This window comes from Mycobacterium sp. E802, assembly GCF_001666875.1.
GTDB lineage: Bacteria > Actinomycetota > Actinomycetes > Mycobacteriales > Mycobacteriaceae > Mycobacterium.
This window is the reverse complement of the sequence record NZ_LZJD01000141.1, coordinates 16947-31961: the sequence shown is the minus strand read 5'-3', so window position 1 is coordinate 31961 and position 15015 is coordinate 16947. Positions and strand designations below refer to the sequence as shown.

Sequence of the window (15015 nt, the reverse complement as noted above, 5' to 3'; positions counted from 1 at the left end):
CATTGTCTGAGGTTAGGCTCACGCGTATGGACGCGCTGGGTGACGTGCTGAGAGGATCGTCCATGTCCGCGTCTTGGTTGTCGACCACTAGGATTGCTACCTACTGTGTACCAGCTCACAAGTGTGGTCGGGCATGGCAGCGTCAGTTCGATGTGGTTGAGGGCCCCGCTCGCCGCGGCGCTCAGACTGGCAATGGCGGGACCACGGATTGATCATGCGCATCATCGACAACATCAACGAGCTCTTGGGCGACGATCTGAAGGCCGAGATCCGACAGGGCACAAAGCTCCGCATCGCCGCCTCGACGTTCTCCATCTTCGCGTTCGAGGCCCTCCGCAGAGAACTAGAGCGGGTCGATGAACTGGACTTCATCTTCACCTCCCCATCGTTTGTCGCGGCAAAAGCCACCGATCACCTGCCGAAGGAACGGCGACAGTTCTTCATTCCGTCCGGCGCCAACGGTGAATCATCGTTGTACGGTTCGCAGTTCGAGATTCGGCTGCGAAACCAACTGACCCAACGGGCGATCGCGCGCGAATGCGCGAACTGGGTCAAGCACAAGGTCCACTTCCGGTCGAATCGGACCGGTGCGCCGATGCAGCAATTCGTGCTAGTCAACGATGCTGTCGCGTACCAGCCCATTCAGGGATTCACCTCTGCGGACCTGGGTTACGAGCGCGGGAACGCGGTGTCGAACATGGTCACCAAGCTCGACGACGCTCCGATGGCCGCGCAGTACGTGGCACTGTTCGACCAGATCTGGAACAACCCCGCGCAACTCGAGGACGTCACGCAGGCCGTTCAGGATCACATTGCCAGCGTGTACGCAGAGAACTCACCGGCGCGCATCTACTTCCTGATCCTGTACAACCTGTTCGCCGAGTTCCTCGACGACATCACCGAGGACGTGCTGCCCAACGACCGCACTGGCTACCAAGAGACCAAGGTCTGGCAGAGCCTGTACAACTTCCAGCGCGACGCGGCCACCGGGATCATCAACAAGCTGGAAACCTACAACGGCTGCATCCTCGCCGACAGCGTGGGCCTGGGTAAGACGTTCACCGCGCTGGCGGTCATCAAGTACTACGAGTTGCGCAACAAGTCCGTGCTGGTGCTGGCGCCGAAGAAGCTGGCGGAGAACTGGACCAACTACAACGCCAACCTGACCACGAACATCTTCGCGTCTGATCGCTTCAACTACGACGTACTCGCCCACACTGATCTGTCCCGCACCCGCGGCGAGTCGCTCGGGCTGCGCCTGGACCGGATCAATTGGGGCAACTACGACTTGGTCGTCATCGACGAGTCTCACAACTTCCGCAATGCCGACTACGCCGAAGAAAAGGAGTCCCGGTACCAGCGGCTGATGCGTCAAGTCATTCGCGAAGGAGTCAAGACCAAGGTCCTGATGCTGTCGGCCACCCCGGTGAACAATCGATTCAACGACTTGAAGAACCAACTGCAGCTGGCCTATGAGGGCGAATCGGACAACCTCGCAGAGAAACTCAACATCTCCACGACCGTCGAGAAGGTCTTCAGCGACGCCCAGCGAGTCTTCAACGAGTGGTCCAAGCTACCGGCCGAGTCGCGTACCGCTGACCGGATCCTGCAGATGCTCGATTTCGACTTCTTCGAATTGCTCGATTCAGTTACCATTGCCCGCTCTCGCAAGCACATTCAGGCGTTCTACGACACCACAGAAATCGGGACGTTCCCCAAGAGGCGGCACCCCGAATCGATCCGGGTACCGCTGTCCGATCTACCGAATGCCCCGACGTTCAACGAGATCTTCGAACAACTCCAGGCACTCACACTGGCGGTGTACACCCCGTTGGCCTATGTGTTCCCCAGCAGGATCGCCAAGTACGAAGACCTCTACAACGTCAAGGGAGGCACCGCGCGCTCCAACATCGGACAGCTGGGCCGTGAGCAAGGGCTCAAGAAGCTCATGACGGTGAATCTGCTCAAGCGCCTGGAGAGTTCGGTCGAAGCGTTCCGCCTCACACTGACCAAAATCGAACTGGCAGTGGGCAGCAGCCTCGATCGGCTGGATTCACACACCAAATCCGCAACCGACTTCAACACCGATCTGACCGACCTCGATCTGGACATCGACGACGAGGACGACGCCAATGTCGAAGCCATTTCATTCGGCGACAAGATCAAGATCGACCTGGCAGACATCGACATCGAGTCATGGCACCGGGACTTGAGCAACGACCGCGAAACGCTGCAGGAACTGCTCGACGAGATGCACAAGGTCACGCCCACCCATGACCTCAAACTCCGGGCGCTCCGGCAACTCATTGAGAAGAAGGCAGCGCATCCGTTCAACCCGGACAACCGAAAGGCGTTGATCTTCTCGGCGTTCGCCGACACCGCCGAGTATCTGTACCGGGAGCTCGCACCGGTGCTCGCCGCCGCGGGACTGGAATCAGCTCTGGTCACCGGTGGAGCACACGCCGCCAAGACAACGTTGGGCACCGGCCGCGACTTCCAGCAGGTCCTGACGCTCTTCTCCCCCAGGTCCAAACAACGGCATCTGACCATGCCGCGGGAGACCGGCGAATTGGACGTGCTCATCGGCACCGACGTGATCAGCGAAGGGCAGAACCTGCAGGACTGCGACTACCTGGTCAACTACGACATCCACTGGAACCCGGTGCGAATCATCCAACGTTTTGGGCGAATTGACCGAATCGGGTCCACCAACGCAGAGATTCAACTGGTCAATTTCTGGCCCGACATCTCGCTCGACGAGTACATCAACCTCAAGGAGCGCGTCGAGAGCCGCATGGTGATCGCGGACCTCGCCAGCACTGCCGACGACAACGTGCTGACGCTCGAGGACAGCGACGCCGCATTCCGCAAAGAGCAGCTGCGCAAGCTCCAAGACGAAGTCATAGAACTCGAAGACGTCCGCAGTGGAGTGTCGATCACCGATCTGGGTCTCAACGATTTCCGGATGGATCTTCTCGGCTATTTAAAGGAATACGGTGACCTGGCCGCTGCCCCTAAAGGGCTGCACGCCGTCGTACCCGCCGTACCCGACAAAGGTTTACGTCCCGGCGTGCTGTTCGCCCTTCGCAATGTCAAGGCCGATGCGAACATCAATCGCGGAAACCGACTGCACCCGCACTATCTCGTGTACCTCGATAACGACGGCAAAGTCATTGCCGATCACACCGAGGCCAAGCATCTCCTCGACCTGATCCGTACCGGATGTCGGCCGCACGACGAGCCGGTTGGCGCTGTCACCCGGGCATTCAATGCGGCGACCCGCGAAGGCGGCGAGATGAGCAAGTACTCCGAACTACTCACCGCAGCGATTCGATCCATGATCGAAGTCACCGAAGAACGCGACATCGACAGCCTCTTCAGCGACGGCGCAACGACGGCATTGACTCAGACCATCGCCGGCCTCGATGACTTCGAATTGATCGCGTTCATCGCGGTCGTCGATGCCAGTGGGGCCGGCTCGTGACCGACGTTCTGTATCGGTGGCCGACAGCCGCTCAGTTCGGGCGCGTGGTGCCCAAGACCAAGTTCTACGAGCACGGCTCGGTGTCCACTGCGGTGAAAGAGAAGTTCGTGGCCGAGGTGCAGCGGATCACTTGGGCCTACAAGCTTGCCGAATCGACCATCAATCTTCCCGGCAGCGCCGAAGTTCCCGAGATCCAGGTGTTCCACATCGAGGCCAAGGGCGACGACGTCGCCGAGCCCGTGCTGACCGCCATCGACAAGGCAGTGCGCACCCCGATCATCTTCGAGATCCTCCGCGCCGATGGCCATCTTCGGATGACAGCCGCACTCAAACTCGTCGACGGCAAGGCCAAAATCGACGCGTATCACAGCACGAGTTGGCTGCCCAAAGACTGCGAGCGACAACAGCTCCCGGCCGCAATCACGCTCACCGCGCTCTACACCGCGCTTGTGCAGTCCCTGAGCCCGGTGAGCGCCCGCCCCGGTGAAGACCTCACCGACGCGGCCGCCCGCATGGAAGCAGTCCGCAAATTGGAGCGCGAGATCGCCTCCCTGCAGCGGAAGTTGCGCAACGAGCCGCAATTCAACCGCAAGGTCGAGATACGACGAGTCCTCAAAACAAAACAAGCAGAACTGGAACAGCAGAGGTAACCGTGGAGAAACTTCGCATGACGTCGCCTGATCTGACCGAGGCCAACATCGACAAGATCGCCGACCTGTTCCCGAGTGTGGTCTCCGAGACACGCGACGCCGACGGCAACCCGAAGCGGGCAATCGACTTCGATCAACTGCGCCAAGAGCTGTCCGACCATGTCGTCGAGGGGCCACACGAGCGCTACCAGCTCGACTGGCCCGGCAAGCGCGAAGCCGCCTTCGCTGCCAACGCGCCGATCGCCAAGACGCTGCGGCCAGTGCGTGAGGAGTCGGTCGACTTCGATACCACCAAGAACCTCTTCATCGAGGGCGACAACCTGGATGCGCTGAAGCTGCTGCAGGAGTCGTACCTGGGCAAGGTAAAGCTGATCTACATCGATCCGCCGTACAACACGGGTAGCGATTTCGTGTACGACGATGATTTCGCACAGTCAACGTCCGAGTACCTTGCACGCTCTGGCCAGATCGATGAGCTCACAGCACGTCTCGTATCTAACCCGGAGACCAAGGGACGATTCCACTCAGACTGGTTGGACATGATCTACCCCCGCCTACGGCTTGCACGGAATCTTCTCGCCGAGGACGGATACATCATCGTCAGCATTGACGATAGTGAGTTTTCTACGATGGAACTGCTGCTCGATGAGGTATTCGGAGCCGACAACAAGCTGGCGGTTCTCGTGTGGGACCGCAACCGAAAGAACGATGCACGGTTTTTCTCAGTAGGGCATGAGTACATGCTTGTCTATGCACGTAATAAAGCGGGCCTGACCGAAGCTGGTGTCCGACTGCGTGAACCGCAACCTGGCGTCGATGAAGCCCGTGACTTGTTCCGCGATCTGAAGGCTCGTTTCGGCGAAGACTGGGGTGCGATTCAGGCGGAGTGGCGGAAATGGACGAAGTCATTTCCAGCCGATGATGAGCGACTCAAACTAGGCCGCTTCAGCAAAGTCGGGCCTCGTGGGCCGTTTCGAGATGATGGCAACATATCATGGCCCGGCGGTGGTGGTCCAAGATACGAAGTTCCGCATCCCATCACAGGGCAAGCTTGCAAGATCCCCTCCAGAGGTTGGGTATTCCCGACCCGAGCCCGCTTCGATGAGGCAGTGAGCGCCGGACGTGTGGTCTTTGGACCCGACCACACGACGCAACCGCGCATCTTGAGCTATTTGTTTGAGTCTGAAGGCTTGGTTATGGGCTCGGTGCACTACAGCTACGCGCAGACAGCCGCCGTCGATTTCGCCCAAATCATGGGCGGCAAGGTCTTCGATAACCCGAAGAACTGGAAAGATCTGAGCCGTCTCATCGACTACTTGAGCGGCCCAGGAGACATTATCATCGATTTCTTCGCGGGCTCAGGCTCGACGGCCCACGCAGTGTTAGAGCTCAATGCGTCCACCGGCAGCCGCCGCCGCTTCATTATGGTGCAGATTGCTGAAACTCCTGATCCGAAATCGGTCGCAGCAGAATCGGGGTACGCGTCGATTGCAGAGATCGGCAGAGACCGCATTCGTCGGGTCGGTGCGGCTGTGCGTGAGAAACTGGGTCTCGCCGCTGAAGGATTCGATTCAGGATTCCGTAATCTCAGGGTCGACTCCACAAACATGGCCGACGTACTCCGAACCCCAGACGAGACCGGCCAGCACGAACTCGCCGATCTCGAGTCCAGCGTCAAACCCGACTGCTCCGGCGAAGATCTACTGTTCCAGGTCCTGCTCGACTGGGGCCTGGAACTCACCATGCCCATTGCGGTCGAGACGATTGAAGGCCACGAAGTTTTCATCGTCGATGATGGCGCTCTCATCGCCTGCTTCGACGCAGAGATCGGCCCAGAACTCGTGCGAGCTATCGCCCACAAAGAACCACTCCGCGCCGTTTTCCGTGACTCCAGCTTCGCCTCCGATGACGAGCGCATCAACGCCGAACAGCTTTTCCGAGAACTCTCGCCATCTACGCTCGACGTGAAGGTCATCTGACGGCGATGAAACTTCAATTCAAGGTCCAGCAGTACCAGACCGACGCCGTCGATGCGGTTGTCGACGTGTTCGCCGGACAGCCGAAGCGCGATGGCGTGTCGTACCGGATCGACCCAGGCAAGGTGAATCCTTCCGCTGATCCTGGACTGTTCGATCCCAAGTCTGATTCCGGCTTGCGGAACGCTGAGATCGCCCTGACCCAGGCGCAGCTCCTGGCCAACGTTCAGCAGGTACAGCGGTCTCGGAACCTCCCCTTGTCCAACGAGCTGGAAGACAGCAAGGCCGCAACCGGCGCCCCGAATCTCGATATCGAGATGGAAACCGGCACCGGAAAGACCTACGTCTACATCAAGACGATCATGGAGTTGAACAAGCGGTATGGCTGGTCGAAGTTCATCATCGTCGTCCCGTCCATCGCGATCCGCGAAGGTGTGAAGAAGTCGTTCGACATCACCGCCGAACACTTCCAGCAGACCTACGGCCGCAAGCCCCGCTGCTTCATCTACAACTCGTCACAGCTGCACGAGATCGAACGCTTCAGCTCCGACGCCGGAGTGCAGGTGATGATCATCAACATCCAGGCATTCAATTCGAGGAGCAAAGACAACCTCCGGATCTACGACGAACTCGACGACTTCCAGTCGCGGCGGCCGATTGATGTGATCAGCGCGAACCGACCGATCGTCATCATTGATGAGCCCCAGAAGATCAGCGCTCCAAGTGCTTTGGAGTCCCTGTCGCGGTTCAATGCCCTGATGGTGTTGCGTTACTCGGCAACGCACAAGGTCAACCACACCAAGGTCCATCGTCTCGATGCGGTCGACGCCTACAACCAGAAATTGGTCAAGCGGATCTCGGTCCGAGGCATCACCGTGAAGGGCTTGGCCGGCACCACCGCGCACATGTACCTCGATTCGATCGAGGTGAAGAAAGATTCCAAACCCACGGCCCTGCTCGAAATCCTGGTGCAGACAAAGGGCAAGGCGATCGTCCCGCAGCTCAAGCGGGTATCGCAGGGCAGCCGGCTACATGACCTGTCGAAGGGCATCGAGGCCTACCACGGCCTGGTGGTCACCGATGTCAACGCGATCGACGACACCATCACCCTCAGCAACGGAGATGTCGTCGTCGCAGGGCAGCTGACCAATGACGACGGCACCGAAGAATCCAAGCGGCGCATCCAGATCCGAGAAGTAGTCCGGGCCCACGTCGACAAGGAACGTGAGCTCTTCTCACAAGGCGTCAAGGTGCTGTCGTTGTTCTTCATCGACGAGGTCGCTAAGTACCGCGATTACGACCGCGAGGACACCCTCGGTGAGTACGCGCGAATCTTCGAAGAGGAGTACACGACTATTGTCGCTGAGGTCCTCGGCGAGATTGACTTTGACCCAACGACAGCGGCCTATCAGGCATACCTGAGCCGTGACAAAGTGCGCAAGGTTCACGAGGGCTACTTCGCCATCGACAAGAAGACCAAGCATCAAGTCGATCCCACTGTTGCCAAGCGCGGGGATGAAGCCGGACTGTCGACGGACACCGATGCCTACGATTTGATTCTCAAAAATAAGGAGCGACTGCTATCTTTCGATGAACCGGTGCGATTCATCTTCTCGCACTCCGCACTTCGCGAAGGCTGGGACAATCCCAACGTCTTCGTCATGGGCATGCTCAAGAAGAGCGACAACACAGTGTCGCGGCGCCAGGAGATCGGCCGGGGCCTGCGCTTGTCCGTCGACCAACACGGTGACCGCATGGACAATCCGGTGACCGTCCACGACATCAACGAGCTGACCGTCGTCACCGACGAGTCCTACACCGACTTCGTCACCGGCTTGCAGAAGGAGATCGCCGAGACTCTCTCCGCTCGACCGCGCCAGGCCAGCGTGGAGTTCTTCACCGGCAAGACATTCCAGACCGAGGATGGCGAATCCGTGGTGGAGAAGGAGCTCGCACGCGCGCTCTACAAATACCTGATTTGCAACGACTACCTCAACGACGACGACACACTCTCCGACACGTACACGGAGGCCAAGGAAGCCGGCATTCTGGCCGAGCCAACGTCGGATCTACTCAAACCGCTGATCCAGCACCTTGTGCCACTGGTCGATTCGCTCAACCAAGAACTACCGATCCCGCCGGACGCCCGAAAAGCCAAGAAGATCGCGCTCAACCAGGCCAACTTCGACAAGAAGGAATTTCAGGCGCTGTGGAGCCAGATCAACCACAAGGCGGTCTATCAGGTCGAGTTTGATTCCGCTGAGCTCATCAGCAAGTGCGTCTATGAACTGGACCAGCACCTCAATGTCGCACCGACACAATATGTTGTCGAGACCGGCATCCAGAAGGAATCAGTTGACGTCGACAAACTCTCTGCCGCAGAGGGATTCGCCGTATCGAGTACAGAAACCCACACTGAGACGACATCGGCCGGATCTCAGGTCAAATACGATCTGCTGGGCGAGATCACCGAGAAGACCCAACTCACCCGTCGTACCGCAGCAGCGATCCTCCAAGGCGTTACACCGGAGACATTCGCAAAGTTCCGACTCAACCCCGAGCAGTTCATCACTGAGGCCGCTCGGCTGATCAACGAGCAGAAGGCCGCCACCATCATCGAGCGACTGACGTACGACACTCTGGAAGACCAGTTCGACACCGCGATCTTCACCGAGAATCAAACCAAGCAAGACTTCACCAACGCTGGCAACAAGCTGACCAAGCACATCTACGACTATGTTGTCACCGATTCTAAGGTGGAGCGTGCGTTCGTCACCGAGCTCGACACCAGTGCCGAGGTCGCGGTTTACGCCAAGTTGCCCCGCGGCTTCTTCATCCCGACGCCGGTTGGTGACTACAACCCTGACTGGGCCGTCGCCTTCACCGAAGGAACCGTGAAACACATCTACTTTGTGGCCGAGACCAAGGGATCGCTGTCGTCGCTTCAGCTCAAGGGAGTCGAGACCGCGAAGATCGATTGTGCCCGGAAGTTCTTCGCAACACTCAACGCGAAGAACGGTGACAACGTCAAGTACGACGTCGTCGATGATTACGCCAAGCTCATGGAGCTTGTCATGTCGTGAACGGCAGACATCGCCTCATGTATCACATATGAATGTTGTCGAGGGGAGGAAGATGTCCGGGCGGTTGATGACCCCGTCAAAGGTGACCGCGTGGCTCGACTGCCCTCACTACCTGACTTTGCGCGGGCAGGTCGACACCGGTCTCATCGATGACCCCAAGCCAATTTTCGGCTCCTTCGCGCGGCTACTTGCGGACAAAGGTCTCGCCCACGAGCAGGACTGCCTGCAGCACTATCGGCACGAGGGATTGTCGATTCTCGAGGTTCCCCAGCGAGACAAGCGTGAACTGTTCTCGGACTGGGTGGACCGCGTCAGCAACCCGCTTCATGGTGACTATGACGTGTGGTACCAAATGCCGTTCATCCACGACGGCATCCGAGGCATCGCAGACTTCGTGATCCGTGTGCGAGACCCGGAATCGGAGGCGATCTCGTACGAACCCGTCGATGCGAAACTCACCCGTACCGAGGCCAAGCCCGGCCATGTGCTGCAGCTGTGCTTCTACGCTGACGCCATTGAGAGGCTAACGGGCACTCCGGTTGAACGAATGCACATCTGGCTGGGCTCCGGACAGCTGGAGACGCTGCGCGTCAATGAATTTCGCCCCTACTGGCGCAGACTGCGGACCCAATTAGCCGCCGCGATCGACGTCGGGCCGGATTCAACCACCGTCCCGCAGCCGTGTGCGCATTGTCCGTTCTGCGAGTTCAACGCCGTCTGTGAGGACCGATGGCGCGCCGAGGACTCGCTGATCTACGTCGCCGGCATTCGGCAGCTCGAGATCGCCGCGCTGGTGGAGGCGGACTTGCCGACGCTGACCCAACTCGCGCAAATCGCGGAGCCCGTCGAGGGAATGCACGCGAACCGGCTCACAAGGCTTGTTGGACAAGCCGCGCTTCAACTGCGGGCTCGCTCCGATCTCGGAGCGCCGCCACCGTTTTCGATCGTTCCTCCAAGTGAAGAGCCGGTGTGGGGCCGCGGGCTGGAGGAAATGCCGGCACCCGATGACGGCGACGTCTTCCTGGACTTTGAGGGTCATCCCTTTTGGCGTGCCGACTCCGGCCTCTTCTTTCTGTTCGGGCTCTTGGAACGTGACGACAAGGGCGACTGGTCATATCGCACCTGGTGGGCGCACGACCTGAAGCAGGAGGCCGTCGCAGTCCACGAGTTGGTGCATTATCTCGACGGACGACGCCGCGATTTTCCCAACATGCACGTCTACCACTACAACCACACCGAGCGTTCGGCCCTGCAACGCATGGCGGAATCACATGGAGTGGTTGAGTCGGAACTGACCGAGTTGGTGTGTACCGGAGCGTTCGTCGACCTCTACCGCGTCATCCTCAATGGATTTCAGGTCGGCGCCGAGTCGTACGGCCTGAAGTCAGTGGAGCGACTCACCGAGTACGAGCGCAGCCACGACATCGACAAGGGTGCCGGCGCGGTGGTCCAGTACGAGCGCTTCATGACCCAGCGCGATGAGGCGGAACTCAAGGCCATCGCCGCGTACAACGAGGACGACGTCCGCGCCACTCTGGCTCTGCGGGACTGGTTGATCTCCCATCGCCCTGCCGACATGCCTTTCCGCGACGCCGTTATCGAGTCAGAGCCGGGCGTTCCCGAACTCAACGAACGTGTCGTGCAACTGCACGAGTTCGGTGAAGGAACGCTTCAGTTCTTCCTCGGCGACCTGCTGGGCTACTGGTGGCGAGAGTGGCTGGCCTACATCGTCCCGCGGATGCTCAAACTGCAGGCCGAGCCCGCCGATCTCTTGGAAGATCCAGAAGTTATCGCCGAGTTGGCCTGCGTTGAGCTGATCGAGCGGACCGGTAGACGTGGCCAACCCATCACTCCGCTGATGCGGTTCCGGTTTCCCGACCAGACCCTGGAGCGTTTTCCTCGCGACGGTGGCCGGGTAATCCTGCTTGACCAGGATGGGAACCGCTTGTATTCCAGCATCGAGAGACTCGATCGAACAGGCAATGAAGTGGACTTGACCTGGGGCGAAAAGTTGCGTGAGTTGCCCGCCCCGCCGGGATCGGTTGTCCTTGACGACTGGGTGGACGCGAAACCGAAGGCACTTGCCCTGCAGGCATTTGCGGACGACATCCTCGATGGACGCTCAGCTAACCGCGTCACGGTGGCGCTTCTAAATCGTGAGCTGCCACGCTTCGCTGGACCTGGCCCCGAAGGCGGCGTGTTCAGTGACGACCTCGACGCGATGGTGCGCTGGGTGACGCAGCTCGACCACAGTTTCGTAGCGATACAGGGGCCACCCGGTGCGGGGAAGACACACAATGCGGCTCACCTGATCTACGCATTGATCACCACCGGCCGGCGAGTCGGAATCACAGCCACCAGCCACGTCGCCATCACCAACCTGCTGGACAAAGTGATTGCAGTGTTCGAAGAACACGGGAATGGCGATGCTCTACGGGCGATACAGAAACCGGCCGCTGGTGCCGGAACACCGGCCGGCGTGACGCTCGCCAGTGACAATCCAGCCTGCGCACGAACGGATTTCAACCTCGTCGCAGGAACGGCATGGCTATTCGCCTCCAACGTCATGGCACAGGAGCCAGTCGACGTACTCGTCATCGACGAGGCCGGTCAGCTATCGCTCGCCGACGCGTTGGCCGCGTCGCGCGCTGCTCGCAATCTGATCCTCCTGGGTGACCCACTGCAGCTGCCGCAGGTCGCTCAAGCTTCGCACCCGCGCGACAGCGGACGAAGCGTGCTCGAGCATGTGGTGGGTGAGGATGTCACCCTAGCTGAAGACCGTGGAGTGTTCCTGTCGACAACGTGGCGGATGCATCCAGACGTGTGCGCTTTCATCTCGGAGCAGATCTACGAAGGCCGACTGACGTACCACCCGAATTGTGCGCGGCAATCCACCACGGCGGGAACAGGTTTGCGCTGGATTGCCGCGGCGCACGATGGAAATACGACCAGCTCGGTGGAAGAGGCCGATTTGATTGCGGCACAGCTGCTTCAGCTCATCGGGACCACCTGGGTAAACTTCGACGGAGCCGAGAAGGAATTGACGGTCACGGATTTCATGGTGGTCGCGCCCTACAACGACCAAGTCCGCGCTATCCGGGAGCGCCTCGCCACGGACCCGCTCATCGCGGGCGTGCCGGTCGGAACCGTGGACAAGTTCCAGGGTAGGGAAGCCGCCGTCGTATTGTTCAGCATGACGACGTCGACTGGCAACGACGTAGTCCGCGGCATGGATTTCCTGTTCTCCCGCAACCGCCTCAACGTGGCCATCAGTCGCGCTCGCTGCCTCGCCTACTTGGTGTGCACCGAGCAATTGCTCAACACCCGCGCGCGCACGGTCGCCGACATGCGGCTACTCGCGACACTCAATGCTTTTGTCGAGCACGCAGCTCGTCAGGCAGGAGCGCCGGCCGCATGACCGCACCGCCGCGGCTCCGTATCCCAAACGCCTAAGCAATGTCGTACTTCGATGACATGCTGGTGCTCGTGACTGCGCTCATCGAAAATCCCCAGGTGTGCTCGTTGAAATTCCTCACTTGTGAGCGTCGGTCAGTGTAGTGGTTGGCGGGTTCCGGTGGCGGCTCGTCGGAGGGTGTCGGCGGCGGCGTGGTGGTCGCGTAGTCGGTAGGACTCGCCGTCGAGGTTGATGACCACCGAGCGGTGCAGAAGTCGGTCGAGCATGGCGGCGGCGACGGTGGTGTCGCCGAGGATTTCACCCCAGGCGCCGACCCCGCGGTTGGTGGTGATCACGATGCTTGTTTTCAAATAGCGTTGGGACACAACCTGAAACAACGCCGAGGCCGCCTCGGCCGGCAGCGGCAAATAGCCCAGTTCGTCAATCACCAACAGCGTTGGTCCGGCGTAGAACCGCATGGTCGTGGCCCAGCGTCCCTCGATCGCGGCGCGGTGGCATCGGGCCGCTAGATCGGCGGCGGTCGTGAAGTAGGTGCGATACCCGGCATGGGCTGCCGCGCGTGCTAATCCGACCGACAGATGGGTCTTGCCTGTCCCGGGCGGGCCGATCAGTAGAACGTTGGTCGCCGATTCGAGATAGCGGCAGGTTCCCAGTTCGTCGATCAGGGCGCGGTCGATACCGGCGGCGGCATCGACATCGAAATCGGCGAGGGTGGCCGGGGTGGGCAGACTGGCGAACCGTAGCCGGCCCGCCAGCCGACGGGCGGTGCTGGCATCGACCTCCACAGCCAGCAGCCGCTCCAAGGCCACCGTGAGCGACAGACCCTCCGCGGTGGCCTGATCGAGCACCGAGGGCAGTGCTTCGGCGGCAGCGGTGAGTTTGAGCTCGGCCAAATGCGACCGCAGCTGCTGATAGCGGCTGGCCGCAGCCGCCGGCGCCTGGGCATCGGTGGTGGTTTTGCGGGTGCGTGTAGTGGGGGTCATTGCAGGGTCCTTTTCTGGGCGGCCCGCTCATAGACGGACAAGTCGATGACAGTGGAATCGGTTGATTGCATTGCTGATTCGGTCATATTGGCGGTGGTATCGCGGCGTGCAAGGAGTTGCGCGGCAGCGGTTTTGGCGGCCGGTCCGGGTGGTATGCGTTCCTTGCGGCGATGCGGTTTGCCCGTGTTCGCGGTGGCCATTGCGGCGTTATCCAGGGCGATGACGTGGCCGCTATCGCGCACCATCACCCCCAACCCATCGGCGGCCATGCGGTGCCGGGCGATCACGATCCCGCTCGTGGTGGCGATATCGCAGAACTCGCCACCGACCGGGTGACTCACCATGACCTGCGCGGCAGCAAGCTCCGGAGGCACCGAGTAGCGGTTGCCGCGGTAGGACACCAACGCTTGGCGCGAGGCGGTCCGGGTTTCGGACACGATCACCGGATACGGCGTCGCCGGCACCGGCGATAGGGGTTCGGCCTTGGCGACCACGGCCACCGAGGACCGCCCGTCAGCGGTGGCCCGGATCCGGGTGTCACCACGGACATTGGCGAAGCGATCCACACTGGCCTGTGCCGCCTCGACGGTCATGTCATCAGCCAGAGTGCGCCACCACCGTTGCGCGGCAGTGTGATTGACCTTCTCCACCACGCCCTTGCGATTCCCCCGCCGCGGTGGACAGATCGCCACCGAGACCCCGTAGTGCTTGGCGACCCCGGCGAACGAAGCGGTCACCCGGCCTGAGCCCGGGTCGCAGACGGTGGCCATCCGGTCGAACCGCCAGAGGCGGGTCAGCCCGCCCAGACCACGCACGATGCGGTCGATGGCGGCGACCAGGTGTGGCTGGCCTTCTGACGGTGAGAGCACCGCTCGCCACTTGTCCGAATGCGCCAGTGAGCCCACCAGCAGATGCGCGGTCTTGCCCCACCCCCAATCTGCGGGCGGGTCGGGCAATTCCAGCCAGTCCCACTGGGTTTCCTCACCGGGTGGGTGCGCAATGATCGCGTTGGGCCGGTCGGTGGCGGTACGGCAGGCCTCACAGTCCGGCCGCAGATTGCGCTGGCGGATGTTGCGGGTCAAGCTCTGATAGGACAGCCCGAACCCCAACTCCTCGAGCTCGTCGTAGAGGGTACGGGCCCACAGATGTGGGTCCTCGACCAGTCGCGCGGACACGTAGTCGACGAACGGATCGAACGGATCAGGACCGGGCCGGGCACGGACCCCGGGCTGGCCGTCACCGGCCAGGTACTTGCGGACCGTTTTGCGGTCGAAACCGGTGTGACGGGCGATCGCAGAGATCGTCCAACCACGTTTCTGTAGGGCGTGTACTTCCATGTCGTCCTCCCATGTGAGCATGAGAAAGCGGGCCTCCTTCGACTGGAGCTACTGGCGTCAGACACCAGCAGCATCGAGGGAGGCCCG

At 60.7% G+C, this 15015-nt stretch carries 7 protein-coding genes; 5 read left to right on the top strand and 2 right to left on the bottom strand.

The window, feature by feature from the left end; genetic code table 11:
• The first annotated feature begins 214 nt into the window (after positions 1-214).
• From A5699_RS20005 to A5699_RS19985, 5 genes are read left to right on the top strand one after another with little or no spacing between them, the layout of a single operon-like run.
• On the top strand, positions 215-3484 hold the full coding sequence (locus A5699_RS20005; RefSeq protein WP_067772777.1) for a helicase-related protein: 3270 nt from the start codon (positions 215-217) through the stop codon (positions 3482-3484).
• Positions 3481-4134: a DUF4391 domain-containing protein gene (locus tag A5699_RS20000; protein WP_067772774.1), complete on the top strand. Its 654-nt coding sequence runs from the start codon at positions 3481-3483 to the stop codon at positions 4132-4134. The genes A5699_RS20005 and A5699_RS20000 overlap by 4 nt, the downstream gene beginning before the upstream one ends.
• A gap of 17 nt (positions 4135-4151) precedes the next feature.
• Positions 4152-6113 carry a site-specific DNA-methyltransferase gene (locus A5699_RS19995; protein ID WP_082957798.1) on the top strand — a complete coding sequence of 654 codons (1962 nt, stop codon included), beginning with the start codon at positions 4152-4154 and terminating at the stop codon, positions 6111-6113.
• Between the two features lie 5 nt (positions 6114-6118).
• Entirely contained in the window at positions 6119-9193 is a 3075-nt protein-coding gene (locus A5699_RS19990) for a type III restriction-modification system endonuclease (RefSeq protein WP_067772767.1), read from the top strand.
• 52 nt (positions 9194-9245) lie between these two features.
• On the top strand, positions 9246-12611 hold the full coding sequence (locus A5699_RS19985) for a TM0106 family RecB-like putative nuclease (RefSeq protein ID WP_157561353.1): 3366 nt from the start codon (positions 9246-9248) through the stop codon (positions 12609-12611).
• A 131-nt stretch (positions 12612-12742) separates the two neighbouring features.
• On the opposite strand, the gene istB is transcribed toward A5699_RS19985, so the two are convergent.
• Together istB and A5699_RS19975 are read right to left on the bottom strand one after the other, a co-directional pair.
• Positions 12743-13591 (bottom strand): IS21-like element helper ATPase IstB, encoded by an 849-nt coding sequence (gene istB, locus A5699_RS19980; protein ID WP_067772761.1) that lies wholly within the window; start codon positions 13589-13591, stop codon positions 12743-12745.
• A complete protein-coding gene (locus A5699_RS19975) occupies positions 13588-14949 on the bottom strand; it encodes a DDE-type integrase/transposase/recombinase (protein ID WP_067772759.1) in 1362 nt (453 codons plus the stop codon). The genes istB and A5699_RS19975 overlap by 4 nt, the downstream gene beginning before the upstream one ends.
• Positions 14950-15015 lie beyond the last annotated feature (66 nt).

Coding starts and splice junctions, on each gene's coding strand:
- A5699_RS20005 (WP_067772777.1), top strand. CDS start 215: ATGCGCATCATCGACAACATCAACGAGCTCTTGGGCGACGATCTGAAG.
- A5699_RS19995 (WP_082957798.1), top strand. CDS start 4,152: ATGACGTCGCCTGATCTGACCGAGGCCAACATCGACAAGATCGCCGAC.
- A5699_RS19990 (WP_067772767.1), top strand. CDS start 6,119: ATGAAACTTCAATTCAAGGTCCAGCAGTACCAGACCGACGCCGTCGAT.
- A5699_RS19985 (WP_157561353.1), top strand. CDS start 9,246: ATGTCCGGGCGGTTGATGACCCCGTCAAAGGTGACCGCGTGGCTCGAC.
- istB (WP_067772761.1), bottom strand. CDS start 13,591: ATGACCCCCACTACACGCACCCGCAAAACCACCACCGATGCCCAGGCG.
- A5699_RS19975 (WP_067772759.1), bottom strand. CDS start 14,949: ATGCTCACATGGGAGGACGACATGGAAGTACACGCCCTACAGAAACGT.